Source organism: Arenimonas maotaiensis (genome assembly GCF_014638745.1).
Taxonomy (GTDB): Bacteria; Pseudomonadota; Gammaproteobacteria; order Xanthomonadales; family Xanthomonadaceae; genus Arenimonas; species Arenimonas maotaiensis.
Window position 1 is genome coordinate 534993 of record NZ_BMFO01000002.1, and the last position, 25260, is coordinate 560252.

The following is a 25260-nucleotide window of genomic DNA, read 5'->3' on the forward strand; positions in this document are numbered from 1 at the left end:
TTTCAAGCCCAGGTGGCGGAATTGGTAGACGCACTACCTTGAGGTGGTAGCGCTTTCGGGCGTAGGGGTTCGAGTCCCCTCTTGGGCACCAACGAAAAACGCTTGCTCCGGCAGGCGTTTTTTTACGTCCGCGGGATGCGGAAAGCGGGCCGGAAAACCGCCGCATTCGTTGCCAATCGGGTGCCGGAAGGGCTATCATAGTGCGCCTGTCGCGAACGCGCGCGTCCGCCGGCGGGCAAGGAAGTCCAAACCCAATCAAGGAGCCGCATGTGCTGAATGCGTATGTGCCGATAGCATTGTTCCTCCTCGTCGCGGCCGGCGTGGGCGTCGCCCTCATGGTGCTCGGCCGCCTGCTGGGCCCGCAGCGTCCCAGCGGCGAGAAACTCTCCCCCTATGAATGCGGATTCGCGGCCTTCGAAGACGCGCACATCCAGTTCGACGTCCGCTACTACCTGATCGCCATCATGTTCATCGCGTTCGATCTGGAAATCGCCTTCGTGTTCCCGTGGGCGGTGATCTTCCGCGACCTCGGCTTCATCGGTCTGGTCGAGATGGGCATTTTCCTCGGCCTGCTGCTGCTGGGCTTCGTCTACGTCTGGAAGAAAGGAGCGCTCGAATGGGAGTGATCGACACCGTTTCCAAGGTGATGCACAACCCGATCCCGGTGGCCTCGGTCGACGACATCCTGCGTCCCGGCGGCGACAATCCGCTGGTCGAACGCGGCTTCGTCACCACCAACCTCGACACCCTGATCAACTGGGCGCGCACCGGTTCGATGTGGCCGGTGACCTTCGGTCTGGCCTGCTGCGCGGTCGAGATGATGCACGCCGGCGCCTCGCGCCTCGACCTCGACCGCTACGGCGTGATCTTCCGTCCGTCGCCGCGCCAGGCCGACGTGATGATCGTGGCTGGCACCCTGGTCAACAAGATGGCCCCGGCGCTGCGCAAGGTCTACGACCAGATGCCCGAGCCGAAGTGGGTGATCTCGATGGGCAGCTGCGCCAACGGCGGCGGCTACTACCACTACTCGTACTCCGTGGTGCGCGGCTGCGACCGCATCGTGCCGGTCGACGTGTACGTGCCGGGCTGTCCGCCGACCGCGGAAGCGCTGGTCTACGGCATCCTGCAGCTGATGAAGAAAATCCGCCGCACCAACACCATCGCGCGATAAGGACGGGCCATGACCGATCTTCCCAATCCCTTCGTGGAAAAACTGACCGCGCACTTCGGTGCGCGCGTGCAGGTGCTGCGCCAGCGCGACGAGGTCACCCTCGAGGCGGCGCCGGCCGATTACCTGGCGGTGATGACCGAACTGCGCGACCACGCCGACTTCGCCTTCGAGCAGCTGCTCGACCTGTGCGGCGTCGACTACCTCGGCTACGGCCAGGCCGAATGGGACACCACCGACGTGTCCTCGGAAGGCTTCTCGCGCGGCGTCGAGGGCCAGGGCCCCGGCCGCTTCAGCTGGGAGTCGCGCCCGCGCGGCGACGGCCCCGAACGCCGTTTCGCGGCGGTCTCGCACCTGACCTCGGTGCGCCATAACCGCCGCATCCGCGTGCGCTGCTTCGCCGCCGACAACGCCATGCCGGTGCTGGATTCGGTCACCGGCGTGTATCCGGTCGCCGACTGGTTCGAGCGCGAGGCCTTCGACCTGTACGGCATCATCTTCAGCGGCCATCCCGATCTGCGCCGCATCCTCACCGACTACGGCTTCGTCGGCCATCCGTTCCGTAAGGACTTCCCGCTGGTCGGCAACGTCGAAGTGCGCTACGACGAGGAACGCGGCCGGGTGGTGTACCAGCCGGTCTCGATCGAGCCGCGCGTCGGCGTGCCGCGCGTGATCCGCGAGGACTCGCGCTGGCAGCAGGCCCAAACCGAACAATCGCAGGTGAAACCATGAGCGGCCAGGAAATCCGCAATTACACGCTGAACTTCGGCCCGCAGCATCCGGCCGCGCACGGCGTGCTCCGCCTCATCCTCGAGATGGACGGCGAGGTGGTGCAGCGCGCCGACCCGCACGTCGGCCTGCTGCACCGCGGTACCGAGAAGCTGGCCGAGAGCAAGCCGTTCAACCAGTCGATCGGCTACATGGACCGCCTCGACTACGTGTCGATGATGTGCAACGAGCACGCCTACGTGCGCGCCATCGAGCAGCTGCTCGGCATCGAGGCGCCCATCCGCGCGCAGTACATCCGCACGATGTTCGACGAGATCACCCGCATCCTGAACCACCTGATGTGGATCGGCTCCAACGGCCTCGACCTCGGCGCGATGGCGGTGTTCCTGTACGCCTTCCGCGAACGCGAGGAGCTGATGGACTGCTACGAGGCGGTGTCCGGCGCGCGCCTGCACGCTACCTACTACCGCCCGGGCGGCGTCTACCGCGACCTGCCGGACAGCATGCCGAAATACCGCGAATCGCCCTGGCGCAAGGGCGAGGCGCTGAAGAAGTCGAACGCCTGGCGCGAGGGCTCGATGCTTGACTTCCTCGAGGCGTTCACCGACGACTTCCCGAACAAGATCGACGAATACGAGACCCTGCTGACCGACAACCGCATCTGGAAGCAGCGCACCGTCGGCATCGGCGTGGTGCCGCCGGAGAAGGCCCTGGCCTGGGGCATGACCGGCCCGATGCTGCGCGGTTCCGGCGTGGCCTGGGACCTGCGCAAGAAACAGCCGTACGCCGCCTACGACAAGGTCGATTTCGACATTCCGGTCGGCGTCACCGGCGACTGCTACGACCGCTACCTGGTGCGCGTCGAGGAGATGCGCCAGTCCAACCGCATCATCCAGCAGTGCGTGAAGTGGCTGCGCGCCAACCCCGGCCCGGTGATGGTCAAGAACTTCAAGGTCGCGCCGCCGTCGCGCGCCGAGATGAAGGAAGACATGGAAGCGCTGATCCACCACTTCAAGCTGTTCACCGAAGGCTATTCGGTGCCGGCCGGCGAAGTGTACTCGGCGGTCGAAGCGCCGAAGGGCGAGTTCGGCGTGTACCTGGTGTCGGACGGCGCCAACAAGCCGTTCCGCCTGAAAGCGCGCGCCCCGGGCTTCGCGCACCTGTCGTCGATGGACGCCATCGTGCGCGGCCACATGCTGGCCGACGTGGTGGCGATGATCGGCACCTACGATATCGTTTTCGGTGAGGTGGACCGATGAAAGCAACCGGTAATTTCGAAGCCTGCCAGCACGTCGATCCGATGCAGGCGCTGAGCGCGGAGACGCGCGCCCACATCGACCACTGGGTGGCTAAGTTCCCGGCCGACCGCAAGCGTTCGGCGGTGATCCAGTCGCTGATGGCGGCGCAGGAGCAGAACGGCGGCTGGCTGACCGACGAGCTGATGGCGGCCGTGGCCAAGTACCTCGGCATCCCGGCGGTCTGGGCCTATGAAGTGGCCAGCTTCTACTCGATGTTCGACCTGGCGCCGGTCGGCCGGCACAAGGTCTCGATCTGCACCAACATCAGCTGCTGGCTGAACGGCGCCGAAGACCTGGTCCGCCACGCCGAACGCAAGCTCGGCTGCAAGCACGGCGAAACCAGCGCCGACGGCCGCATCACCCTCAAGGTCGAGGAGGAATGCGTGGCCGCCTGCGCCGGCGCGGTGGCGGTGGTCATCGACGGCCATTACCACGAACGCGTCACCCCCAACACGCTCGACGAGCTGTTCGACGGATTGAAGTAAGGAATCGACATGGCGATTGGTCCCGCACCGCAAGCGCACCAGGTGGTCTATACCACCCTCCACCACGACACCCCGTGGGCGCTCGACAGCTACCTGAAGCAGGACGGCTACGCCGCCTGGAAGAAGATCCTGGCCGAGAAGACGCCGCAGGAACAGGTCATCGAGACCGTCAAGCAGTCCGGCCTGCGCGGCCGCGGCGGCGCGGGCTTCCCGACCGGCCTGAAATGGAGCTTCATGCCGCGCAGCGCGCCCGGCCAGAAGTACATCCTGTGCAACTCGGACGAATCCGAGCCGGGCACCTGCAAGGACCGCGACATCCTGCGCTACAACCCGCACGCGGTGATCGAGGGCATGGCCATCGCCTGCTACGCCACCGGCTCGACCGTGGCCTACAACTACCTGCGCGGCGAATTCCACCATGAGCCGTTCGAGCATTTCGAACAGGCGCTGAAGGAAGCCTACGCCGCCGGCCTGCTGGGCAAGAACGTGCTCGGCTCGGGCGTCGACGTCGACATCTACGCCGCGCTCGGCGCCGGCGCCTACATCTGCGGCGAAGAGACCGCGCTGATGGAATCGCTGGAAGGCAAGAAGGGCCAGCCGCGCTTCAAGCCGCCGTTCCCGGCCAACTTCGGCCTGTTCGGCAAGCCGACCACCATCAACAACACCGAGACCTACGCCTCGGTGCCGGCGATCCTGCGCAACGGCGCCGAGTGGTTCCTGAATCTGGGCAAGCCGAACAACGGCGGCCCGAAGATCTTCTCGGTGTCCGGCCACGTCAACAACCCGGGCAACTTCGAGATCCGTCTCGGCACCCCGTTCAGCGAGCTGCTGGCCATGGCTGGCGGCGTGCGCGCCGGGCGCAAGCTCAAGGCCGTGATCCCGGGCGGTTCCTCGATGCCGGTGCTGCCGGCCGAGACCATGCTGAATTGCACCATGGACTACGACTCGATCCAGAAGGTCGGTTCCGGCCTGGGCTCGGGCGCGGTCATCGTGATGGACGACACCACCTGTATGGTGCGCGCCTGCCACCGCATCTCGCGCTTCTACTACAAGGAAAGCTGCGGCCAGTGCACCCCATGCCGCGAAGGCACCGGCTGGATGTACCGCGTGCTGTCGCGCATGGTCGCGCACGAGGCGACGCTGGAAGACCTCGACATGCTGAAGGCCGCCGCCGGCCAGATCGAAGGCCACACCATCTGCGCCTTCGGCGAGGCCGCCGCCTGGCCGGTGCAGGGCTTCCTGCGCCACTACTGGCACGAATTCGAATACGCCATCCGGAACAAGCGGTTCTGGGTGGACGCGCAACTGGAGAACGCGGCATGAGCAGCACCGCCGACAAACCGCAAGCCGTCGACCTGGTCAACCTAGAGATCAACGGCCAGGCCGTGCAGGTCGCCAAGGGCTCGATGATCATCCAGGCCTCGGACGCCGCCGGCATCCCGATTCCGCGCTTCTGCTACCACGAGAAGCTGCCGATCGCGGCCAACTGCCGCATGTGCCTGGTCGACGTCGAGAAGACGCCGAAGCCGATGCCGGCCTGCGCCACGCCGGTGATGGAAGGCATGAAGGTCTACACCCAGAGCAAGCGCGCGCTCGACGCGCAGCGCAACGTGATGGAGTTCCTGCTGGTCAACCACCCGCTGGACTGCCCGATCTGCGACCAGGGCGGCGAATGCGAGCTGCAGGACGTGTCGATGGGCTACGGCCGCTCGGTCAGCCGCTACGTCGACCGCAAGCGCGTGGTGCCGGACGAGGACATGGGCCCGCTGGTGGCCACCGACATGACCCGCTGCATCCAGTGCACCCGCTGCGTGCGCTTCTCGGCCGAGATCGCCGGTACCTACGAGCTGGGCGGCATCTACCGCGGCGAGAACCTGCAGATCGGCACCTTCGACGGCAAGCCGTTGATGAGCGAGATCTCCGGCAACGTGATCGACGTCTGCCCGGTCGGTGCGCTGACCAACAAGGTGTTCCGCTACAAGGCCCGCGCCTGGGAGCTGATCGCCAAGGAATCCGTGGCCTACCACGACGCGCTCGGTTCGAACATGTTCCTGCACGCCCGCCGCGGCGAAGTGCTGCGCGCCGTGCCGCGCGACAACGAAGCGGTCAACGAATGCTGGCTGTCGGACCGCGACCGCTATTCGCATGAAGGCCTGTACGGCGAAGACCGCCTGAGCAAGCCGATGATCAAGGAAAACGGCATCTGGCGCGAAGCCGCCTGGGACGAAGCCCTGGCCGCCGCCGCCGCCGCGCTGCAGTCGGTACCGGCCGAACAGGTCGGCATTCTGGCGCATCCGGCCGCCAGCAACGAAGAGGGCGCCATGCTGGCGCTGCTGGCCAAAGGCCTGGGCATCGCCAATCTCGACCACCGCATCAAACAGCGCGATTTCGCCGATGCCGCCGTGGCCGAGCCGTTCGCCGTGCCGGTGGCCGACATCGCCAAGGCCAAGCGCATCGTGCTGGTCGGCTGCAACGTCCGCCACGAAATGCCGCTGCTGCACCAGCGCATCCATCAGGCCGTCAAGCGCGGCGCGCAGGTGCATGTGGTCAATCCGGTCGATTTCGACTTCACCTTCGCGCCGGCCGGCAAAGCCATCGTGCCGCCGTCCAAGTTGGCCGATGCGTTGCGCGCGCTGGGCGAAAGCCTCGACGCCGACGGTTCGACGGTGCTGATCCTCGGCGAGATCGCCGAGAACCATGCCGACGCCTCGCACATCCGCGCTGCCGCCAAGGCGCTGCAGGCCGCCGGCAAGGCCGCGCTCTGCCGCCTGCCGCAGGGCGCCAACGCCATCGGCCTGGCCCGTTACGGCGTGCTGCCGGGCGGGCAGGGCAAGGACGGGTTCGCCATGCTCGACGGTTCGCTGAAGGCCGCGCTGCTGTTCGGCATCGAACCGCAGTTCGACTTCGCCGACAACGCCCGCGCGCTCAAGGCGCTGCTGGCCGCCAAGACCGTGGCCTGCACCGCCTTCACCAGCGAAGCCCTGTGCGAGCTGGCCGACGTGCTGCTGCCGATCGCCGCCTTGCCGGAAATCCAGGCTACGCTGACCAACGTCAACGGCACCGAACAACAGGCCGAAGCCGCCGGCAAGGCCCCGGGTTCGGCGCAGAGCGGCTGGCGCGTGCTGCGCGCGCTGTACGAGCACTGCGCGTTGCCGGCGTTGGCGTTCACCGATATCGCCGGCCTGCGCGCCAGCGTCGCGCCGACGGCCGCGGTCTCGGGCAACGGCCTGTCGGCTCCGGCCGCGCGCGAGCAAGGTTTCGAGCGCATCGCCACCAGTCCGATCTATCGCATCGACGCGGTGACCCGCCGCGCGCCCGCGCTGCAGGCGCATCCGCTGAACGCGGGTCCGCGCGTCGTGATGCACCCGGAAGACGCCGCCAAGGCCGGCTTGGCCGAGGGCCAAATGGCCCGCGTCGGCGACGGCACCGGCACCGCCGTGCTGCCGGTCGCGCTGTCGTCCAAGATCGCGCCGTCCTGCGTCTGGATCGAAACGAACCATTCCGCCACCGCGCCGCTGTCGCAGACCGCCGCCTTGGCCATCGTGAGGGCCGCCCCGTGATCGATCTCATCCGCGAACCCCTGTTGCAGTTCGGTCTGGCCGGCGACTTGGCCTGGATGCTGCTCAAGATCCTGGTGATCATGTTGCCGCTGATCATTGCCGTGGCGTTCTACACCCTGTTCGAGCGCAAGGTCATCGGCTGGATGCACGTCCGCCAAGGGCCGCAGTACGTCGGCGGCGTGTTCGGCATCGGCGTCATCCAGGCCTTCGCCGACGTGTTCAAGATGCTGTTCAAGGAACTGATCACGCCCGACAAGGCCAGTCCGTTCCTGTACCGCCTGGCGCCGCTGCTGGCGCTGGCGCCGGCTTTCGCGGCCTGGGCGCTGATCCCGTTCGGCGAGACCGACACCGGCCCGCTGGTGCTGGCCGACATCAACGCCGGCATCCTGATGCTGCTGGCGCTGACCTCGATGGGCGTGTACGGCATCATCCTCGGCGGCTGGGCCTCGAACTCCAAGTACGCGGTGATGGGTGCCCTGCGCGCCGCCTCGCAGGTGATCAGCTACGAGATCGCCATGGGCTTCGCCTTGGTCGGCGTGCTGGTGGCCGCGGGCAGCATGAACCTGACCGCCATCGTCAACGCCCAGGCCGGCGACGCCGGCTTCCTGGAATGGTTCTTCATCCCGCTGTTCCCGCTGTTCCTGGTGTACTTCATCTCCGGCACCGCCGAGACCAACCGGGCGCCGTTCGACGTCGCCGAAGGCGAGTCCGAGATCGTGGCCGGCTTCCACGTCGAGTATTCCGGTTCGGCCTTCGCGATCTTCTTCCTGGCCGAATACGCCAACATGATCCTGGTCAGCTTCCTGACCTCGCTGCTGTTCCTCGGCGGTTGGCTGTCGCCGCTGCAGGGCTGGATCGCGGCGGATTCCGCGCTCGGCGTCCTGGCCGCGTCCGGTCCGTGGTGGCTGTTCGCCAAGGCGCTGTTCTTCGCGTTCTGCTTCGTCTGGTTCCGCGCCAGCTTCCCGCGCTACCGCTACGACCAGATCATGCGTCTGGGCTGGAAGGTGTTCATTCCGATCACCATCGCCTGGATCTTCTTCACCGCGGTGGCGGCCTACAACAACTGGTTCGTCCTGGGAGCATGAGGCCGATATGATCCGACTGTTCAATTACCTGAAAAGCCTGATGCTGGTCGAGTTCCTGCAGGGGCTCTGGCTGACGCTGACCTACATGTTCAAGCCGAAGTACAACGTCAACTACCCGTTCGAGAAGCTGCCGCAGTCGAACCGCTTCCGCGGCCTGCACGCGCTGCGCCGCTACCCGAACGGCGAAGAGCGCTGCATCGCCTGCAAGCTGTGCGAGGCGGTGTGCCCGGCGCTGGCGATCACCATCGACTCGGCCCCGCGCGAGGACGGCCAGCGCCGCACCACGCGCTACGACATCGACCTGTTCAAGTGCATCTTCTGCGGCTTCTGCGAGGAGAGCTGCCCGGTCGACTCGATCGTCGAGACCCACATCCACGAATACCATTTCGAGAACCGCGGCGAGAACGTGGTCACCAAGCCGCAGCTGCTGGCGATCGGCGACCGCTTCGAAGCCGAGATCGCCGAACGCCGCCAGGCCGACGCGGCCTACCGATAGGAGAGGGCGAGTGAGCTTTGAATTGATCGCGTTTTACCTGTTCGCCGCGGTGGCCCTGTCTTCGGCCGCCGCCGTGATCAGCTTCAAGAACCCGGTGCACTCGGTGCTGAGCCTGGTGCTGACCTTCTTCTCGACCGCCTGCCTGTGGCTGCTGCTGCAGGCCGAGTTCCTCGGCATCGTGCTGGTGCTGGTGTACATCGGCGCAGTGATGATCCTGTTCCTGTTCGTGGTGATGATGCTGGACGTGCACTCGGTGCCGAAACGCGAGGGCTTCATCAAGCACTTCCCGGTCGCCATCGCGGTGGCCGCGGTGATGCTGGCCGAGATCCTGGTGCTGGTCGGCGTCGGCAATGCCGATTCCGCGCTCGCTTCCGCCGCCGGCGCCGCCGCCTACGAAACGCAGATGGCCGGCTACGACAGCAACCTGCACTGGATCGCCACCGCCCTGTTCAGCCGCTACATGCTGCCGTTCGAGGTCGCCGCGGTGATCCTGACCGTGGCCATCGTGGTCGCGGTGCTGCTGACCCTGCGCCGCCGCGAAGGCACCAAGCACCAGGATCCCGCCCAGCAGGTGCTGGTGCGCAAGGCCGACCGCGTCCGCCTGGTCAAGATGGCGGCGGCCGGCAACGCCGCAGACGAAACCCCGGAGGCCAAATGATCACGCTCGAGCACTACCTGACCTTCGGCGCCATCCTGTTCGCGCTGAGCATCGCCGGCATCATCATCAACCGCAAGAACGTGATCCTGCTGCTGATGTGCATCGAACTGATGCTGCTGTCGGTGAACGTCAACTTCGTGGCCTTCTCGCGTTTCCTCGGCAACGTCGACGGCCAGGTCTTCGTGTTCTTCATCCTGACCGTGGCCGCCGCCGAGGCCGCCATCGGCCTGGCGATCCTGGTCACCCTGTTCCGCAGCCGGCGCACCATCAACGTGGCCGAGCTGGACTCCCTGAAAGGCTGATGCGATGCTGACCGAAACCACCCAATTGTCCCTGCCGATCCTGCTCACCATCGCGCTCGCGCCGCTGCTGGGCGCCATCCTGGCCGGCCTGTTCGGCCGCCGGATCGGCCGCGCCGGCGCGCATACCGCCACCATCGCGCTGGTGCTGCTGAGCTGCGCGCTGTCGTTCTACGTGCTCGGCCAGTTCATCTACGAGGGCGCGCTGCCGTTCAACCAGAACGTCTACACCTTCTTCGAATCCGGGAAGTTCTCGGCGCACGTCGGCTTCATGGTCGACCGCCTGACCGCGATGATGATGGTGGTGGTCACCTTCGTGTCGCTGCTGGTGCACGTGTACACCATCGGCTACATGCACGAAGACCCGGGCTACCAGCGCTTCTTCAGCTACATCTCGCTGTTCACCTTCTCGATGCTGATGCTGGTGATGAGCAACAACTTCCTGCAGCTGTTCTTCGGCTGGGAAGCGGTCGGCCTGGTCTCGTACCTGCTGATCGGCTTCTGGTACAAGCGGCCGACCGCCATCTTCGCCAACCTGAAGGCGTTCCTGGTCAACCGCGTCGGCGATTTCGGCTTCCTGCTCGGCATCTGCGGCGTGGTGTACTACACCGGCACCCTGGACTACGCCGAGGCCTTCGCGCGCGTGCAGGGCGTGACCCAGGCCGCGATCGAGCTGGTGCCGGCCTTCGGCCTGTGGGGCATGCAGTTCGGCGCCTGGGAAGTGTCCGCGGTCACCTTCATCGCCGTCTGCCTGTTCATCGGCGCCATGGGCAAGTCGGCCCAGGTGCCGCTGCACGTCTGGCTGCCGGATTCGATGGAAGGCCCGACCCCGATTTCGGCGCTGATCCACGCCGCCACCATGGTCACCGCCGGCATCTTCATGGTCGCGCGCATGTCGCCGGTGTTCGAGCTGAGCCCGACCGCGCTGCATTTCGTGCTGTTCATCGGCGCGACCACGGCGCTGTTCACCGGCCTGATCGGCATCATCCAGAACGACATCAAGCGCGTGGTGGCGTACTCGACGCTGTCGCAGCTCGGCTACATGACGGTCGCGCTCGGCGTGTCCGCCTATTCGGGCGCGGTCTACCACCTGATGACGCACGCCTTCTTCAAGGCCCTGCTGTTCCTCGCCGCCGGCTCGGTCATCATCGGCATGCACCACGAGCAGGATATGCGCAAGATGGGCGGCCTGCGCAAGTACATGCCGGTCACCTACTGGACCAGCCTGATCGGCACCCTGGCGCTAGTCGGCACCCCGTTCCTGTCCGGCTTCTATTCGAAGGACACCATCATCGAGGCCGCGCATTTCGCCACCCAGAGCGGCCATTGGATCAACACCTACGCCTACTGGGCGGTGCTGCTCGGCGTGTTCGTGACCAGTTTCTATTCTTTCCGACTGCTGTACCTGACCTTCCACGGCAAGGAGCGTTTCGATACGCATGCGGCGGAACACCACGCCGAGCCGCACGAGACGCACGGCAACGAAAACCATGACGACCACGGCCACCACGGCGGCCTGCCGCACGAGTCGCCGCTGGTGGTGACCGTGCCGCTGGTGCTGCTGGCGATTCCGTCCATCTTCATCGGCTTCTTCACCGTCGGCCCGATGCTGTTCGGCGGTTTCTTCACCGGCGCCATCGAGGTGTTGCCGCGCAACGACGTGATCGGCGCGCTGGGCGAGGAGTTCCACGGTCCGGTCGCGTTCGCCCTGCACGGCATGCAGATGCCGGCATTCTGGCTGGCTTTCGGCGGTTTCGCCCTGGCGACCTACATCTACCTGTTCAACATCAAGGTCGCCGAACGCGCCAGCCGCCTGTTCGCGCTGCCGATCCGCGTGCTGGAGAACAAGTACGGCTTCGACGACCTGTGGATCAAGGGCTTCGCCGGCGGCGGCATCGCGCTCGGCAAGCGCGCCTGGAAGTACATCGACGCCGGGCTGATCGACGGCGTGCTGGTGAACGGCACGGCCAACCTGGTCGGTCACGTCTCGCGCGCCGTCCGCGGCATGCAGACCGGCCGCCTGACCACCTATGCGTTCGCGATGATCCTCGGCCTGATCGTACTCCTGGCCGCGGTCGCCCGCCTGTTCGCCCTATAACGCTTCAAGGACATTCCGCATGGGCTTCCAACTGCCGCTCCTCAGTACCCTTATCTGGCTGCCGATCCTCGGCGGCCTGCTCACCTTCCTGCTCGGCGACCGCCGCACCGGCGGCGCCAAGGTGTTGGCCTTCGCGGTGACCATCGCCACCTTCCTGCTCAGCCTGCAGCTGTACACCGGGCTCGACCAGAGCTCCTCGGCGATGCAGTTCACCGAGCTGCTGCCGTGGCTGCCGGGCTTCAACATCAACTACCACCTGGGCGTCGACGGCATCTCGGTGGCGCTGATCATCCTGACCACGTTCACCACCGTGCTGGTGCTGCTGGGTTCCTGGAGCTCGATCGACAACCGCGCGCACCAGTACTTCGCCGCCATGCTGGTGCTGGAGGGCCTGATGGTCGGCGTGTTCTGCGCGCTCGACGCCGTGCTGTTCTACATCTTCTTCGAAGGCATGCTGATCCCGATGTTCATCATCATCGGCATCTGGGGCGGCCCGCGCCGGATCTACGCCAGCGTCAAGTTCTTCCTGTACACCTTCCTCGGTTCGGTGTTCATGCTGATCGGCCTGGTGTACCTGTACCTGAAGTCGGGCAGCTTCGCGTTGGCCGACTGGGCGCAGCTGCCGCTGAACGCCACCGAACAGATGTGGCTGTTCTTCGCGTTCCTGGCCGCGTTCGCGGTCAAGGTGCCGATGGTGCCGGTGCATACCTGGCTTCCGGACGCGCACGTCGAGGCGCCGACCGGCGGCTCGGTGATCCTGGCCGCGATCATGCTGAAGATCGGCGGCTACGGCTTCCTGCGCTTCAGCCTGCCGATCGTGCCGGACGCCTCGCAGGAGTGGGCCTGGCTGGTCATCGCGCTGTCGCTGATCGCCGTGGTCTACATCGGTCTGGTCGCGCTGGTACAGGAGGACATGAAGAAGCTGGTCGCGTATTCCTCGATCGCACACATGGGCTTCGTCACCTTGGCCACCTTCATCGTGCTGGCGATGGTGCGCGAGGACGGCAACCTGGAAGGCGCGCGCCTCAGCCTGCAGGGCGGCATGGTGCAGATGGTCTCGCACGGCTTCATCTCCGGCGCCATGTTCAGCTGCATCGGCGTGCTGTACGACCGCATGCACAGCCGGATGATCAAGGACTACGGCGGCGTGATCAACACCATGCCGTGGTTCGCCGGCTTCTTCGTGCTGTTCGCCATGGCCAACGCCGGCCTGCCGGGCACCAGCGGCTTCGTCGGCGAGTTCATGGTCATCATCGCCAGCTTCCAGTCGCACCCGCTGATCGCCTTCTTCGCCGCGCTGACCCTGATCCTGGGCGCCGCCTACACGCTGTGGATGGTGAAGCGCGTGATCTTCGGCGATATCGGCAACCGCCATGTCGCCGAGCTGCAGGACATCAACGCCCGCGAGGCCTGGATGCTCGGTCTGTTCGCCGTCGGCGTGCTGGCGCTGGGCGTGTACCCGAAACCGCTGGTCGACCTGATGGACGCGCCGATCGCGGCCCTGGTCGAACACCTCGTGCAAACCAAGTTGTGAGGACCCGCACATGATCCCGATTTCGTTCTCCCCCGCGGACCTGCACACCATCCTGCCGGAGCTGTTCCTGTGCGGCGCGGCCTTCGCCCTGCTGATGGCCGACCTGTTCATCGACGCCAAGCGCCGGGCGCTGATCCATTTCCTGGCCATCGCGGTGCTGGCCGCGGCCGTGCTGCTGACCGTGCGCGACATGGCCGCCGGCGCGGTGACCGCCTTCGGCGGCATGTTCGTGCGCGACGTCGCCGGCGACGTGATGAAGATCGCGGTGTATGCGGTGACCGCGTTCGGCTTCGTGTACGCCAAGCCGTACCTGGCCGAGCGCGGCCTGTTCAAGGGCGAATATTACGTACTCTGCCTGTTCTCGGTGCTGGGCATGGGCCTGATGATCTCCGCCGGCAATCTGACCGTGCTGTACCTCGGCCTGGAACTGCTGGCGCTGAGCTCCTACGGCCTGGTCGGCTTCGACCGCGACAATCCGACCGTGTCGGAAGCGGCGATGAAGTATTTCGTGCTCGGCTCGATGGCCTCCGGTCTGCTGCTGTACGGCATGTCGATGCTGTACGGCGCCACCGGCAGCCTGCAGTTCGACGCCATCCTGGCCGGCTCGGCGCAGACCGCCTCGCCGATGATGTTCAAGCTCGGCGTGGTGTTCGTGCTGGCCGGCATCGCCTTCAAGCTGGGCGCGGCGCCGTTCCACATGTGGCTGCCGGACGTCTATCAGGGCGCCTCCACCGCGGTCACCGCGTTCATCGCCTCGGCGCCGAAGATCGCCGTGTTCGCCATGGCCTACCGTCTGCTGGAGACCGCCGCCGGCGGCGCGGCGGCCGATTGGGTGCCGCTGGTGGCCGGCCTGTCGGCGGTATCGCTGGTGCTCGGCAACCTGATGGCGTTGGTGCAGTCGAGCTTCAAGCGCCTGCTGGCGTACTCCACCATCTCGCACGTCGGCTTCCTGCTGCTCGGCCTGCTGTCGGCCGACAACGCCGGCTATGCCGCCGCGATGTTCTACGCCATCAGCTACGCGGTCACCGCGGTCGCGGCGTTCGGCTCGCTGATCCTGCTCAGCCGCGCCGGCTTCGACGCCGACGCCATCGACGACTTCCGCGGCCTGTGGGCCAAGAGCCCGGGTTTCGCGTTCCTGATCCTGTTCGTGGTCGCGTCCTTGGCCGGCATCCCGCCGTTCCTGGGTTTCTTCGCGAAGCTGCAGGTGATCGTGGCCGCGCTGCAGGGCGGTTACCAGTCGCTGGCGATCCTGGCCGTGGTCTGCGCGGTGATCGGCGCCTTCTACTACCTGAAATTGATCCGCGCCATGTTCTTCGACAAGTCCGAAACCGAGTCCGCCGAGGTCAACGCCGACGGCCACCTGCGCGCCGCGTTCGCGGTCAACGCCGCGGCGCTGTTGGTGCTCGGCGTGTTCTCCAACGGCATCCTGTCGTGGTGCCTGCGGGCGTTCCCGGCGGCCTGACGGAACACTTGCGCGCCGGCGGGGAAGTCCGCTATAATGGCCATTCGCTGATGCGGGGTGGAGCAGTCTGGCAGCTCGTCGGGCTCATAACCCGAAGGTCGTAGGTTCAAATCCTGCCCCCGCTACCAGTTATTCAAGCAAGTGGCTCCGGCCGGTTGCATGGCTTGTCCGGAGTGCGGTACGGCTTCGGACGCCGGATCTAGGAAGTACCGGAAAAGGGCCGTCAGGCCCTTTTTTGTTAGCGGAAATCACCCGGCGCGAGGAGTCGGCATCATGGCAATGACCGGTAAAGCACTGGAATTGATGGAATTGTTGGCCCCGACCGTGCACAGCCTCGGTCTCGAACTGCTCGGCATCGAGTTCTCGCCGGCGGTCGGTAACGCCTTGGTGCGCCTGTACATCGACGCGCCCGGCCGTCCGGTCGGTATCGAGGACTGCGAAGCGGTCAGCCGCGAGGTCTCGGCCAATCTGGACGTGAACGACCCGATTGCCTCGCAGTACACCCTCGAGGTGTCCTCGCCTGGCATCGACCGGCCGCTGTTCACGTTGGCGCATTTCGCCGCGCAGATGGGCGAACTGGTCAAGGTCAGCCTGAACCTGCCGCAGGACGGCCGCCGCCGCCTGCAGGGCCGGGTCCGGGCGGTGACCGACGGCAACGTAATACTGGACGTCGACGGCCGCGAATTCAGCGTCGCCATCGGCAACGTGGACAAAGCCAGGCTGGTGCCCGATCTGGTCGCCCTCGGTCTGGTCGCGGCACCCAAAGGCGGACGCAGGAAGCCTGCGCCCGATAAGCGATAATCTCGGCACAGCCGACGGATACGGAGTTTCATTGTGAGCAAAGAACTGTTGTTGGTCATGGAAGCGGTGGCGAACGAGAAGGGCGTCGACCGCGGCGTGATAATCCAGGCGATGGAATCGGCCTTGGCCTCCGCCGCCAAGAAGCGCTACCACGACGAAGACGTGTCCATCCGCGTCGCCATCAATCCCAAGGACGGCACCTACGAGACCTTCCGCCGCTGGGAAGTGGTGGCCGACGACGTAGTCATGGAGTCCCCGGACCGCATGATCCGCCTGATGGACGCCGTCGACGAGGATCCGGACGCGCAGGTCGGCGACTTCATCGAGCAGCAGGTCGAGAACCCGGAGTTCGGCCGCATCTCGGCCCAGGCCGCCAAGCAGGTTATCGTGCAGCGCGTGCGCGAAGCCGAACGCGCGCTGGTGCTGGAGCAGTGGAACGACCGCGTCGGCGAGCTGGTCAACGGCGTGGTCAAGCGCGCCGAGCGCGGCAACGTCTACGTCGACCTCGGCGGCAACGCCGAAGCGATCATCCCGAAAGACAAATCCATCCCGCGTGACGTGCTGCGCCCGGGCGACCGCGTGCGCGGTTATCTGGCCGAGACCCGTGCCGAGACCCGCGGTCCGCAGCTGGTAATCTCGCGCGTGGCGCCGGAATTCATGATCGAGCTGTTCCGCCTGGAAGTGCCGGAAGTCGGCCAGGGCCTGGTCGAGATCAAGGGCGCCGCCCGCGATCCGGGCGACCGCGCCAAGATCGCCGTGCTGGCTCACGACCATCGCACCGATCCGATCGGCGCCTGCATCGGCATGCGCGGTTCGCGCGTGCAGGCGGTGTCGAACGAGCTCAACGGCGAACGCGTCGACATCGTGCTGTGGTCCGACAACCCGGCCCAGTTCGTGATCAACGCCATGGCGCCGGCGGAAGTGCAGTCGATCATCGTCGATGAAGAGAAGCATTCGATGGACATCGCGGTGGCCGAGGACAAACTGGCCCAGGCCATCGGCAAGGGCGGCCAGAACGTGCGCCTGGCCAGCCGCCTGACCGGTTGGCAGCTGAACGTGATGACCCAGGACCAGGTCGCCGCCAAGAGCGAGGCCGAGCAGGCCGCCGCCCGCGCGGTGTTCGTCGACAAGCTGGAGGTCGACGAAGAGATCGCCGGCATCCTGGTCGGCGAAGGTTTCGGCACGGTCGAGGAAATCGCCTATGTGCCGGCCGCCGAGCTGCTGGCGATCGACGGCTTCGACGAGGACATCGTCGAGGAACTGCGCGCCCGCGCCCGCGACGCCCTGCTGAACGAGGCCTTGGCCGCGGAAGAGGAGATCGAGGAACACAAGCCGGCCGACGACCTGCTGTCGCTGGACGGCATGACCGAATCGGTCGCCTACGCGTTGGCCGAGCGCGGCGTCTCCACCCGCGACGACTTGGCCGAACTGGCCGCCGACGAGATCTCCGACATCGAGGACATGGGCATCGAACAGGCCTCGGCCCTCATCCTGGCGGCCCGCGCCGCCGAAATCGCCCGCTTGGAACAGCTGAACGGCTGAGCGGCACGTATATCCGCGCCGCATGTTGCATCACAAATTTGAAGGATTGACACATCCATGTCAGAAGTAACCGTAGGATCGTTGGCAAAAATCGTGGGACTCCCGGTCGACAAGCTGCTCAAGCAGCTGGCCGACGCCGGCATGGAGTTTTCCGGCCCCGATCAGGTCGTCAGCAGCACCGAGAAGATCAAACTGCTCGGCTTCCTGCGCCGCGCGCACGGCAAGGCCGAAGCGCCGGCCGAGGCCGCCGGCGCGCCGAAGAAGATCACCATCGCGCGCCGCAAGACCGAAGAGCTGACGGTCGCCGGTTCCGGCAAAGCCAAGACCACGGTCGCCGTGGAAGTGCGCCAGAAGCGCACCTACGTCAAGCGCGACGACGTCGAGGCGCCGGTCTCCAGCGAGCGCGAGGAAGTGCTGCGCAAGCTCGAGGAATCCAAATCCCGCAACGCCGAAGAACAGGCGCGCCTGAGCGAGCTCGACCGCGCCCGCCGCGAACAGATCGAGGCCGAGAAGGCGGAGAAGGAACGTCTGGCCCGGGAAGCGGAGGAGAAGGCCCGCACCGCCGTCGAGGTCGCCGGCAAAACCGCCGCCGACGCCGGCCACGAGTCGCGCCGCGAACGCGACGAGAAGCACGGCCACAAGCCGCACAAGACCGAGGCCATCCGCCACGAACCGGCCAAGGCCGTCAAGGACAAGGCGCCGGTCCGCGCGCCGGCCGCCAAGCACAAGGTGCGCGGCTCGCACGCCATGGTCGACAACGACATCGACGACGAGTCCGGTCTGCAGAACATCAGCGGCCAGCTGCACCTGACCGCGGCCGAGCGCGAGCGCCGCGCCGGCGCCAAGAAGAAGCCGCGCGCCAAGCCGATGGAAGCCTCGCGTACCGCCTCCGGCCAGCACGGCTTCTCGCGTCCGACCGCGCCGATCACCCGCGAAGTCGCCCTCGGCGATTCGATCGTGGTCTCCGAGCTCGCCAACAAGCTGGCGATGAAGGGCTCCGACGTGGTGCGCGCGCTGTTCAAGATGGGCATGATGGTCACCATCAACCAGGTCATCGACCACGACACCGCGGTGCTGGTGGTCGAGGAGCTCGGCCATAAGGCCGTGCGCGCCAACGACAACGACGCCGAACTGGCGCTGGTCGCGCATCTGGACGAAGTCCGGGGCGACAAGACCGTGCGTCCGCCGGTGGTCACCATCATGGGCCACGTCGACCACGGCAAGACCTCGCTGTTGGACTACATCCGCCGCACCAAGGTCGCCACCGGCGAAGCCGGCGGCATCACCCAGCACATCGGCGCCTATCACGTCGAGACCCCGCGCGGCGTGATCAGCTTCCTCGACACCCCCGGCCACGCGGCGTTCACTTCGATGCGCGCCCGCGGCGCCAAACTGACCGACATCGTGGTGTTGGTGGTCGCGGCCGACGACGGCGTGATGCCGCAGACCGTCGAAGCGGTCAACCACGCGCGCGCCGCCAAGGTGCCGCTGATCGTCGCCATCAACAAGATGGACAAATCCGAGGCCAACCCCGACAACGTCAAGCAGGGCCTGGTGGCGCTGGAAGTGGTGCCGGAGGAGTGGGGCGGCGACGTCCAGTTCGTGCCGGTATCGGCCAAGACCGGCGACGGCGTCGACAACCTGCTGGAATCGATTCTGGTCCAGGCCGAACTGATGGAGCTGAAAGCCACGGTCGATGCCCGCGCCACCGGCGTGGTCATCGAATCCGCGCTCGACAAGGGCCGCGGCCCGGTCGCCACCGTGCTGGTGCAGGAAGGCACCCTGAAGAAGGGCGATTACCTGGTCAGCGGCCTGCAGTACGGCCGCGTGCGCGCGCTGTTCGACGAGAACGGCAAGCAGACCGACAGCGCCGGTCCCTCGATTCCGGTGCAGGTGCTCGGTCTGTCGGGCGTGCCCGACGCCGGCGACGATTTCGTGGTGGTGGCCGACGAGCGCCTGGCACGCGAAGTGGCCCAGCAGCGCGAGACCAAATACCGCGAATCGCGTCTGGTCAAGCAGCCGGGCTCGCGCATGGAAGACGTCATCGCCCAGATGGGCGCCGGCCAAGGCCAGCAGGTGCTCAACCTGGTGGTGAAGGCCGATGTGCAGGGCTCCGTGCAGGCGCTGCGCGAATCGCTGACCGGCCTGTCGAACGAGATGATCCGCATCAACGTCGTCGCCTCCGGCGTCGGCGGCATCACCGAGTCGGACGCCACCCTGGCGGCCGCCTCCAAGGCGGTGGTGATCGGCTTCAACGTCCGCGCCGACGCCAGCGCCCGCAAGATCATCGAGAGCAACGGCGTCGACCTGCGCTACTTCTCGATCATCTACGACGTCATCGACCAGGTCAAACAGGTCGCTTCCGGCCTGTTGGGCGTCGAGATCCGCGAGGAGATCATCGGCATCGCCGAGGTGCGCGACGTGTTCCGCAGCTCGAAGTTCGGCGCCGTCGCCGGTTCGCTGGTGGTCGAAGGCACGGTCAAGCGCAACAAGCCGATCCGCGTACTGCGCAACAACACCGTGGTGTTCGAGGGCGAGCTGGAATCGCTGCGCCGCTTCAAGGACAACGTCGACGAGGTCCGCAGCGGCACCGAATGCGGCATCGCGGTGAAGGCCTACAACGACGTCAAGCCGGGCGACCAGATCGAGTGCTTCGAGCGAATCGAAGTGGCGCGCAGCCTCTGATGGCGAAGAAGAGCTTCCACCGTACCGACCGCGTCTCCGCCCAGCTCCGCCGGGAGCTGGGCCTGATCGTGCACGCCAGCGTGCGCGAGCACGGTCTGCCGTCGGTCAGCGTCTCCGACGTGGAAGTGACCCGCGACATGGCGCACGCCAAGGTGTTCGTCACCGCGCTGCTGCCGGAGTCCTCGCGGGCGGCGGTCAAGGCGCTGAACGAACTGGCGCCGGAGATGCGCTTCCAGCTGGCGCATGCGGTCAAGATGCGGCATGTGCCGGAGCTGCATTTCCACTACGACGATTCCGTCGACCGCGGCGAGCGCATCGACCGCCTGCTGCGCGACGCGCCCAAACCCGAACAGACCTGACCGCCTCCGGGCGGTTTTTTCGGCATGAAGAAAACCCAATTCACCTTCCCGCGCCGGCCCGTCGACGGCCTGATCCTGCTCGATAAGCCGCAGGGCCTGAGCTCGAACCAGGCGCTGCAGAAGGTGCGCAACCTGCTGCGCGCCGAGAAGGCCGGACACACCGGCGCGCTCGATCCGCTGGCCACCGGCGTGCTGCCGATCTGCCTGGGCGAGGCGACCAAAGCGGCCGGCATCCTGCTCGGCAACGACAAGGCCTACGAGGTCGAGGCCCGGCTGGGCGCGACCACCGACACCGACGACGCCGAAGGCCAGATCCTGCGCGAGCGTCCGGTGCCGGTCTTCACCGCGGCCGACATCATGGCCCTGCTGCCGCGCTTCACCGGCGATATCCAGCAGGTGCCTCCGATCTATTCGGCGCTCAAACAAGGCGGCGAACCGCTATACGTGAAGGCCCGTCGCGGTGACAGCATCGAGCTTGAGGCGCGGCCGGTCAGCATCCACGCCATCGAGCTGCTGGATATCGGGCCGGAGTCCCTGCGTCTGCGGGTGACCTGCGGTTCCGGCACCTACATCCGCAGTCTGGTGCGCGACTTGGGCGAAGCCCTGGGTTGCGGCGCGCACGTGACGGCGCTGCGACGCTTGTGGGTCGAGCCGTTCCAGGACCTGCCGCTGTGGACGATCGAGGCCCTGCAGGCGTTGGCGGAGCTGGGCGAGGCGGTGCTGGATGCGGCGGTGCTACCGGTCGAGCAGGCCCTGCGCGCGGTGCCGAAACTGATGTTGGACGCCGAGCAGGCCCGGCGCCTGGGCATGGGCCAGCCGGTGCGCCTGCCCGAGGCGGCGGAAACCGTCGAGCCCGTTCAGCTTTGCGATGAAAGCGGCCGAAGCCTCGGCTTGGTCCACATCGGGCCGGACGGCTTGGTGCGCGTGCAGCGCCTGTTCCGTTGGGCCGCCATCAACTGAGGCCGGCGGCCCCCATCGGGGCCGGCTTCGGGTATAATACGCGGGCTTCGCGCCGTAATCGGACGAGGCTCCCTTAACCGGCGGTCCACGCGGTCGCGCAATGGCGCGCTTCTGCCGGATTCGCATCGAACAGAGAAAACACCATGTCCATCGACACCAACAAGATCATCGCCGAGCACGCGCGCACCGCCAACGACACCGGCTCGCCGGAAGTCCAGGTCGCCCTGCTCACCGCCCGCATCGAAGACCTGTCCGAACACTTCAAGACCCACAAGAAGGACCACCACTCCCGCCGCGGCCTGCTGACCATGGTCAACCAGCGCCGCAGCCTGCTGGCCTACCTGAAGAAGAAAGACGGTGAACGGTACCGCGCCCTGATCCAACGCTTGGGTCTGCGTCGCTAACCACCCGACGCGGCGCTTAGGCGCCGCGTTGTTTTTTGCAGTACATCAAAGCCGGGCATGTGGCCCGGCTCGCGGAAATCAAAGAGGATAGAACAGTGGCAAAAATCGTGAAAACCTTCCAATACGGCAAGCACCAGGTCAGCATCGAAACCGGTGAAGTCGCCCGCCAGGCCAGCGGCTCGGTCATCGTCAGCGTCGAAGGCACCGTGGTGCTGGTCACCGCTGTCGCCGCCAAGAGCGCGCGCGAGGGCATGGACTTCTTCCCGCTCACCGTCGACTACCAGGAGAAGTTCTACGCCGGCGGCCGTATCCCGGGCGGTTTCTTCAAGCGCGAAGGCCGCGCCACCGAGAAGGAGACCCTGATCTCCCGCCTGATCGATCGCCCGATCCGTCCGCTGTTCCCGGAAGGTTTCCGCAACGAAGTGCAGATCATCGCCACCGTGATGTCGCTGAACCCGGAAGTCGACGGCGACATCCCGGCCCTGATCGGCGCCTCCGCCGCCCTGGCCCTGTCCGGCGCGCCGTTCAACGGCCCGATCGGCGCCGCCAAGGTCGGTTTCGCCAACGGCCAGTACATCCTCAACCCGACCGCCGCCGAACTGGCCACCTCGCAGCTTGAGCTGGTGGTCGCCGGTACCGCCAACGCGGTGCTGATGGTGGAATCGGAAGCCGCCCTGCTGTCGGAAGAGCAGATGCTGGGTGCCGTGATGTTCGGCCACCGCGAAATGCAGGCCGCCATCACCGCCATCAACGAGCTGGCCGCCGAAGCCGGCGTGCAGAAGTGGGACTGGCAGGCGCCAGCCAAGAACGAGGCGATGATCGCCGCGCTGAAGGCCGCCGTCGGCACCCGTCTGGAAGCCGCGTTCGCCATCCGCGAGAAGCTGGAACGCCGCGACGCCATCGCCAAGATCAAGGCCGAGGTGCTGGAAAGCCTGAAGCCGCAGGCCGAAGCCAACGGCTGGCCGGTCGCCGACCTCGGCAAGGAATTCGGCGAGCTCGAATACGAAACCATGCGCGCGTCCGTGCTGAAGACCAAGATCCGCATCGACGGCCGCAACCTGGACACCGTGCGTCCGATCAGCGTGCGCACCTCGGTGCTGCCGCGTACCCACGGCTCGGCCCTGTTCACCCGCGGCGAGACCCAGGCCCTGGTGGTCGCCACCCTCGGCACCGCCCGCGACGGCCAGATCATCGACGCCGTGTCCGGCGAGTACAAAGAAAACTTCATGTTCCACTACAACTTCCCGCCGTATTCGGTGGGCGAGTGCGGCCGTTTCGGCGCGCCGAAGCGCCGCGAGATCGGCCACGGCCGTCTGGCCAAGCGCGGCGTGCAGGCCGTGATGCCGAACATGGAAGAATTCCCGTACACCATCCGCTGCGTGTCGGAAATCACCGAATCCAACGGCTCCTCGTCGATGGCCTCGGTCTGCGGCTCCTCGCTGGCCATGATGGACGCCGGCATCCCGCTGAAGGCGCCGGTCGCCGGCATCGCCATGGGTCTGGTCAAGGAAGGCGGCGACTTCGTGGTGCTGTCCGACATCCTGGGTGACGAAGACCACCTGGGCGACATGGACTTCAAGGTCGCCGGTTCCGACAAGGGCATCTCCGCCCTGCAGATGGACATCAAGATCGAAGGCATCACCGAGGAGATCATGAAGATCGCCCTCGACCAGGCCAAGCACGGCCGCCTGCACATCCTGGGCGAGATGAACAAGGTGCTGTCGGCGCCGCGTCCGGAAATGTCGGAATACGCCCCGCGCCTGATGACCATCAAGATCCACCCGGACAAGATCCGCGAAGTGATCGGCAAGGGCGGCTCGGTGATCCAGGCCATCACCAAGGAAACCGGCACCCAGATCGACATCCAGGACGACGGCACCATCACCATCGCCTCGGTCAACAACGCCGCCGCCGAAGCCGCCAAGGCGCGCATCGAGTCGATCACCTCGGACGTCGAGCCGGGCCGCATCTACGAAGGCAAGGTCGCCAAGATCATGGATTTCGGCGCGTTCGTGACCATCGCCCCGGGCAAAGACGGCCTGGTGCACGTGTCGCAGATCTCCAACGAGCGCGTCGAGAAGGTCTCCGACAAGCTCAAGGAAGGCGACATCGTCAAGGTCAAGGTGCTGGAAGTCGACAAGCAGGGCCGCATCCGCCTGTCGATGAAGGCGCTGGACGAAGACGCGGCCGAATAAGCCGCTGTCACCGGCATACGGAAAAGCGGGCTTCGGCCCGCTTTTTTGTTGCCCTTCGACAACATTAGGGCGCACATCCGAATGATCCAAGGTTCAATCGGGCTACAATCGGGGCATGGATACGCATCCGGCACTCCGTTACGCCGCGTTCGCGCTTGGCAGCCTGTGGGCCTTGCCGATGACCGCAGTCGGTCTGGTGCTGGGCTGCGGCGCGCTGGCGCTGGGCGCGCGCGTCTCGTTCTCGGACCACGCGCTGCTGTTCTCGCAGGTGCGCTTTCCCGGCCGCGGCGCGCTCACGCTCGGGCAGGTCATCCTGCACACTGGCCGAAGCCTGGACGAATCCGCCAAGACCTACCACTGCGCCGCGTTCGGCGGCAACGAGTGCGTGCGCATCGGCAGCCACGAGCGCGCGCACGTGTACCAGTACATGGCGCTGGGCGTGCTATTCCTGCCGCTGTATTTCCTGCATGGCGGCATCCACCACAGCAACCGCTTCGAGCAGGCCGCCGACCGCTACGCGCTGACGGGCAGGGGCTGGTGGCCGTATAACTGGTTTCTATAACAGATAAGAAAAAGTCTTATGGACTATAAGGTGGTAATCGGTATTATCGATTTTAATGGACAAGTTAATCAGTCACATAATGGTCAGCTCATGACCTTAGTCGATAATTAAATTTTTAGCAGTACAAGATCATCGACTTGATTTAGCTAAGGATAATACAATGAAATACTTAATTTTAATGTTGAGTTTTTTTCTTGCGGGATGCAATAAGTCTGATCTTGATAAAGAACGCGATGCTAGAGAATATTTACAGGCTGGAATGATTGATAAGGCTGAAAAATATTATCAAGATTTGATTCTTTCTGAAGACGAAAATATGAAGCATGCAAATTGGTTATGGAAAGATCAATTGCTGCAACTATATTTAAAATCTAATCAGCTAGATAAAGCTGATAGATATATGGCATTCGTTATTTTTATCGATTCTAATGGCATGCTCGATTATGAATTAATGTCCAGAAGCCACTCCGAGGTGGCAAAATCCCTGTATAACGAAAAAAAATATAGCAGAGCATATTTCCACTATAAAGCTAGTGCTGATTACAAGGTTGCTGATAAAAACAGAAATAAAGAAGAATGTAGCACTGAGGCAATTGAATTTTTTGCTTTAGCGTATGATTCAGCTAAGAAAGCTGAGTTGTCCTCAGAGTTTTTGCAATTAACTAGCTCTGCAAATGCTTTAATAAACGAGAAGAGCTGTTTAAACAATCAACTTGCCAGAGAATACTTAAATTATTTTCAGAGCTAGTAAAAACCCCTCGAAACGAGGGGTCTTTATTAATTGGTACCGGTGATAGGACTCGAACCTACACTATGTCACCATAAGCGGATTTTGAGTCCGCCGCGTCTACCATTCCGCCACACCGGCATGTGTTCGGCC

Annotated in this window: 22 protein-coding genes, 3 tRNA genes and 1 pseudogene; 25 read left to right on the forward strand and 1 reads right to left on the reverse strand. The window is 65.2% G+C overall.

Annotated elements, in window-relative coordinates:
• Positions 1 to 6: 6 nt before the first annotated feature.
• From IEV56_RS06705 to IEV56_RS06825, 25 genes and pseudogenes are all read left to right on the forward strand, one after another.
• Positions 7 to 91, forward strand: a tRNA-Leu gene (locus IEV56_RS06705).
• Positions 92 to 269: 178 nt separating this feature from the next.
• Positions 270 to 626 carry an NADH-quinone oxidoreductase subunit A gene (gene ndhC / locus IEV56_RS06710; protein WP_188449059.1) on the forward strand — a complete coding sequence of 119 codons (357 nt, stop codon included), beginning with the start codon at positions 270 to 272 and terminating at the stop codon, positions 624 to 626.
• Entirely contained in the window at positions 617 to 1171 is a 555-nt protein-coding gene (locus IEV56_RS06715; RefSeq protein WP_188449061.1) for a NuoB/complex I 20 kDa subunit family protein, read from the forward strand. Before ndhC ends, IEV56_RS06715 begins: the two co-directional genes overlap by 10 nt.
• 9 nt (positions 1172 to 1180) lie before the next feature.
• Entirely contained in the window at positions 1181 to 1900 is a 720-nt protein-coding gene (locus tag IEV56_RS06720) for an NADH-quinone oxidoreductase subunit C (protein ID WP_188449064.1), read from the forward strand.
• Positions 1897 to 3156: an NADH-quinone oxidoreductase subunit D gene (locus IEV56_RS06725; protein WP_188449066.1), complete on the forward strand. Its 1260-nt coding sequence runs from the start codon at positions 1897 to 1899 to the stop codon at positions 3154 to 3156. Before IEV56_RS06720 ends, IEV56_RS06725 begins: the two co-directional genes overlap by 4 nt.
• Positions 3153 to 3680 (forward strand): NADH-quinone oxidoreductase subunit NuoE, encoded by a 528-nt coding sequence (gene nuoE / locus IEV56_RS06730; protein ID WP_188449068.1) that lies wholly within the window; start codon positions 3153 to 3155, stop codon positions 3678 to 3680. The genes IEV56_RS06725 and nuoE overlap by 4 nt, the downstream gene beginning before the upstream one ends.
• 9 nt (positions 3681 to 3689) lie before the next feature.
• On the forward strand, positions 3690 to 5003 hold the full coding sequence (gene nuoF / locus IEV56_RS06735) for an NADH-quinone oxidoreductase subunit NuoF (RefSeq protein ID WP_188449070.1): 1314 nt from the start codon (positions 3690 to 3692) through the stop codon (positions 5001 to 5003).
• Entirely contained in the window at positions 5000 to 7240 is a 2241-nt protein-coding gene (gene nuoG / locus IEV56_RS06740; RefSeq protein ID WP_188449072.1) for an NADH-quinone oxidoreductase subunit NuoG, read from the forward strand. Before nuoF ends, nuoG begins: the two co-directional genes overlap by 4 nt.
• Before the next feature lie 56 nt (positions 7241 to 7296).
• Positions 7297 to 8325, forward strand: a complete 1029-nt coding sequence (gene nuoH / locus IEV56_RS06745) for an NADH-quinone oxidoreductase subunit NuoH (protein ID WP_188449379.1) — start codon at positions 7297 to 7299, stop codon at positions 8323 to 8325.
• Positions 8326 to 8332: 7 nt separating this feature from the next.
• Entirely contained in the window at positions 8333 to 8821 is a 489-nt protein-coding gene (gene nuoI, locus IEV56_RS06750; protein ID WP_188449074.1) for an NADH-quinone oxidoreductase subunit NuoI, read from the forward strand.
• A gap of 10 nt (positions 8822 to 8831) precedes the next feature.
• Positions 8832 to 9479, forward strand: a complete 648-nt coding sequence (locus IEV56_RS06755; RefSeq protein WP_188449076.1) for an NADH-quinone oxidoreductase subunit J — start codon at positions 8832 to 8834, stop codon at positions 9477 to 9479.
• A complete protein-coding gene (gene nuoK / locus IEV56_RS06760; RefSeq protein ID WP_188449078.1) occupies positions 9476 to 9781 on the forward strand; it encodes an NADH-quinone oxidoreductase subunit NuoK in 306 nt (101 codons plus the stop codon). The genes IEV56_RS06755 and nuoK overlap by 4 nt, the downstream gene beginning before the upstream one ends.
• A 4-nt stretch (positions 9782 to 9785) precedes the next feature.
• Positions 9786 to 11876, forward strand: coding sequence for an NADH-quinone oxidoreductase subunit L (gene nuoL, locus IEV56_RS06765; protein WP_188449080.1), 2091 nt, complete (start codon positions 9786 to 9788; stop codon positions 11874 to 11876).
• Between the two features lie 19 nt (positions 11877 to 11895).
• Positions 11896 to 13410, forward strand: a complete 1515-nt coding sequence (locus IEV56_RS06770; protein ID WP_188449082.1) for an NADH-quinone oxidoreductase subunit M — start codon at positions 11896 to 11898, stop codon at positions 13408 to 13410.
• A 10-nt stretch (positions 13411 to 13420) separates the two neighbouring features.
• Positions 13421 to 14872 carry an NADH-quinone oxidoreductase subunit NuoN gene (gene nuoN, locus IEV56_RS06775; protein WP_188449083.1) on the forward strand — a complete coding sequence of 484 codons (1452 nt, stop codon included), beginning with the start codon at positions 13421 to 13423 and terminating at the stop codon, positions 14870 to 14872.
• Between the two features lie 51 nt (positions 14873 to 14923).
• Positions 14924 to 15000: transfer RNA gene (locus IEV56_RS06780), tRNA-Met, on the forward strand.
• 151 nt (positions 15001 to 15151) lie between these two features.
• Positions 15152 to 15673, forward strand: coding sequence for a ribosome maturation factor RimP (rimP, locus tag IEV56_RS06785; protein WP_188449381.1), 522 nt, complete (start codon positions 15152 to 15154; stop codon positions 15671 to 15673).
• Between the two features lie 33 nt (positions 15674 to 15706).
• Positions 15707 to 17215, forward strand: coding sequence for a transcription termination factor NusA (nusA, locus tag IEV56_RS06790; protein WP_188449085.1), 1509 nt, complete (start codon positions 15707 to 15709; stop codon positions 17213 to 17215).
• 57 nt (positions 17216 to 17272) lie between these two features.
• Positions 17273 to 19900: pseudogene (infB, locus tag IEV56_RS06795) on the forward strand (translation initiation factor IF-2).
• Positions 19900 to 20259 (forward strand): 30S ribosome-binding factor RbfA, encoded by a 360-nt coding sequence (gene rbfA, locus IEV56_RS06800; protein WP_188449089.1) that lies wholly within the window; start codon positions 19900 to 19902, stop codon positions 20257 to 20259. Before infB ends, rbfA begins: the two are co-directional and overlap by 1 nt.
• A gap of 24 nt (positions 20260 to 20283) precedes the next feature.
• A complete protein-coding gene (gene truB / locus IEV56_RS06805; protein WP_188449091.1) occupies positions 20284 to 21219 on the forward strand; it encodes a tRNA pseudouridine(55) synthase TruB in 936 nt (311 codons plus the stop codon).
• 143 nt (positions 21220 to 21362) lie between these two features.
• A complete protein-coding gene (gene rpsO, locus IEV56_RS06810) occupies positions 21363 to 21623 on the forward strand; it encodes a 30S ribosomal protein S15 (RefSeq protein ID WP_188449100.1) in 261 nt (86 codons plus the stop codon).
• A gap of 95 nt (positions 21624 to 21718) precedes the next feature.
• Positions 21719 to 23818: a polyribonucleotide nucleotidyltransferase gene (gene pnp / locus IEV56_RS06815; protein WP_188449102.1), complete on the forward strand. Its 2100-nt coding sequence runs from the start codon at positions 21719 to 21721 to the stop codon at positions 23816 to 23818.
• Between the two features lie 115 nt (positions 23819 to 23933).
• The gene (locus tag IEV56_RS06820; RefSeq protein ID WP_188449104.1) at positions 23934 to 24380 is read left to right on the forward strand and encodes a hypothetical protein; all 447 of its coding nucleotides are present in this window, start codon (positions 23934 to 23936) and stop codon (positions 24378 to 24380) included.
• 160 nt (positions 24381 to 24540) lie between these two features.
• On the forward strand, positions 24541 to 25128 hold the full coding sequence (locus IEV56_RS06825; protein WP_188449106.1) for a hypothetical protein: 588 nt from the start codon (positions 24541 to 24543) through the stop codon (positions 25126 to 25128).
• Positions 25129 to 25162: 34 nt separating this feature from the next.
• On the opposite strand, the gene IEV56_RS06830 is transcribed toward IEV56_RS06825, so the two are convergent.
• Positions 25163 to 25248, reverse strand: a tRNA-Leu gene (locus IEV56_RS06830).
• Between the last annotated feature and the right edge of the window lie 12 nt (positions 25249 to 25260).

Excerpts from the sequence above, each read along its gene's own strand:
- IEV56_RS06715 (WP_188449061.1), top strand. The coding sequence starts at position 617 with ATGGGAGTGATCGACACCGTTTCCAAGGTGATGCACAACCCGATCCCG.
- IEV56_RS06720 (WP_188449064.1), top strand. The coding sequence starts at position 1,181 with ATGACCGATCTTCCCAATCCCTTCGTGGAAAAACTGACCGCGCACTTC.
- IEV56_RS06725 (WP_188449066.1), top strand. The coding sequence starts at position 1,897 with ATGAGCGGCCAGGAAATCCGCAATTACACGCTGAACTTCGGCCCGCAG.
- nuoE (WP_188449068.1), top strand. The coding sequence starts at position 3,153 with ATGAAAGCAACCGGTAATTTCGAAGCCTGCCAGCACGTCGATCCGATG.
- nuoF (WP_188449070.1), top strand. The coding sequence starts at position 3,690 with ATGGCGATTGGTCCCGCACCGCAAGCGCACCAGGTGGTCTATACCACC.
- nuoG (WP_188449072.1), top strand. The coding sequence starts at position 5,000 with ATGAGCAGCACCGCCGACAAACCGCAAGCCGTCGACCTGGTCAACCTA.
- nuoH (WP_188449379.1), top strand. The coding sequence starts at position 7,297 with ATGCTGCTCAAGATCCTGGTGATCATGTTGCCGCTGATCATTGCCGTG.
- nuoI (WP_188449074.1), top strand. The coding sequence starts at position 8,333 with ATGATCCGACTGTTCAATTACCTGAAAAGCCTGATGCTGGTCGAGTTC.
- nuoK (WP_188449078.1), top strand. The coding sequence starts at position 9,476 with ATGATCACGCTCGAGCACTACCTGACCTTCGGCGCCATCCTGTTCGCG.
- nuoL (WP_188449080.1), top strand. The coding sequence starts at position 9,786 with ATGCTGACCGAAACCACCCAATTGTCCCTGCCGATCCTGCTCACCATC.
- IEV56_RS06770 (WP_188449082.1), top strand. The coding sequence starts at position 11,896 with ATGGGCTTCCAACTGCCGCTCCTCAGTACCCTTATCTGGCTGCCGATC.
- nuoN (WP_188449083.1), top strand. The coding sequence starts at position 13,421 with ATGATCCCGATTTCGTTCTCCCCCGCGGACCTGCACACCATCCTGCCG.
- rimP (WP_188449381.1), top strand. The coding sequence starts at position 15,152 with ATGACCGGTAAAGCACTGGAATTGATGGAATTGTTGGCCCCGACCGTG.
- rbfA (WP_188449089.1), top strand. The coding sequence starts at position 19,900 with ATGGCGAAGAAGAGCTTCCACCGTACCGACCGCGTCTCCGCCCAGCTC.
- truB (WP_188449091.1), top strand. The coding sequence starts at position 20,284 with ATGAAGAAAACCCAATTCACCTTCCCGCGCCGGCCCGTCGACGGCCTG.
- rpsO (WP_188449100.1), top strand. The coding sequence starts at position 21,363 with ATGTCCATCGACACCAACAAGATCATCGCCGAGCACGCGCGCACCGCC.
- IEV56_RS06820 (WP_188449104.1), top strand. The coding sequence starts at position 23,934 with ATGGATACGCATCCGGCACTCCGTTACGCCGCGTTCGCGCTTGGCAGC.
- IEV56_RS06825 (WP_188449106.1), top strand. The coding sequence starts at position 24,541 with ATGAAATACTTAATTTTAATGTTGAGTTTTTTTCTTGCGGGATGCAAT.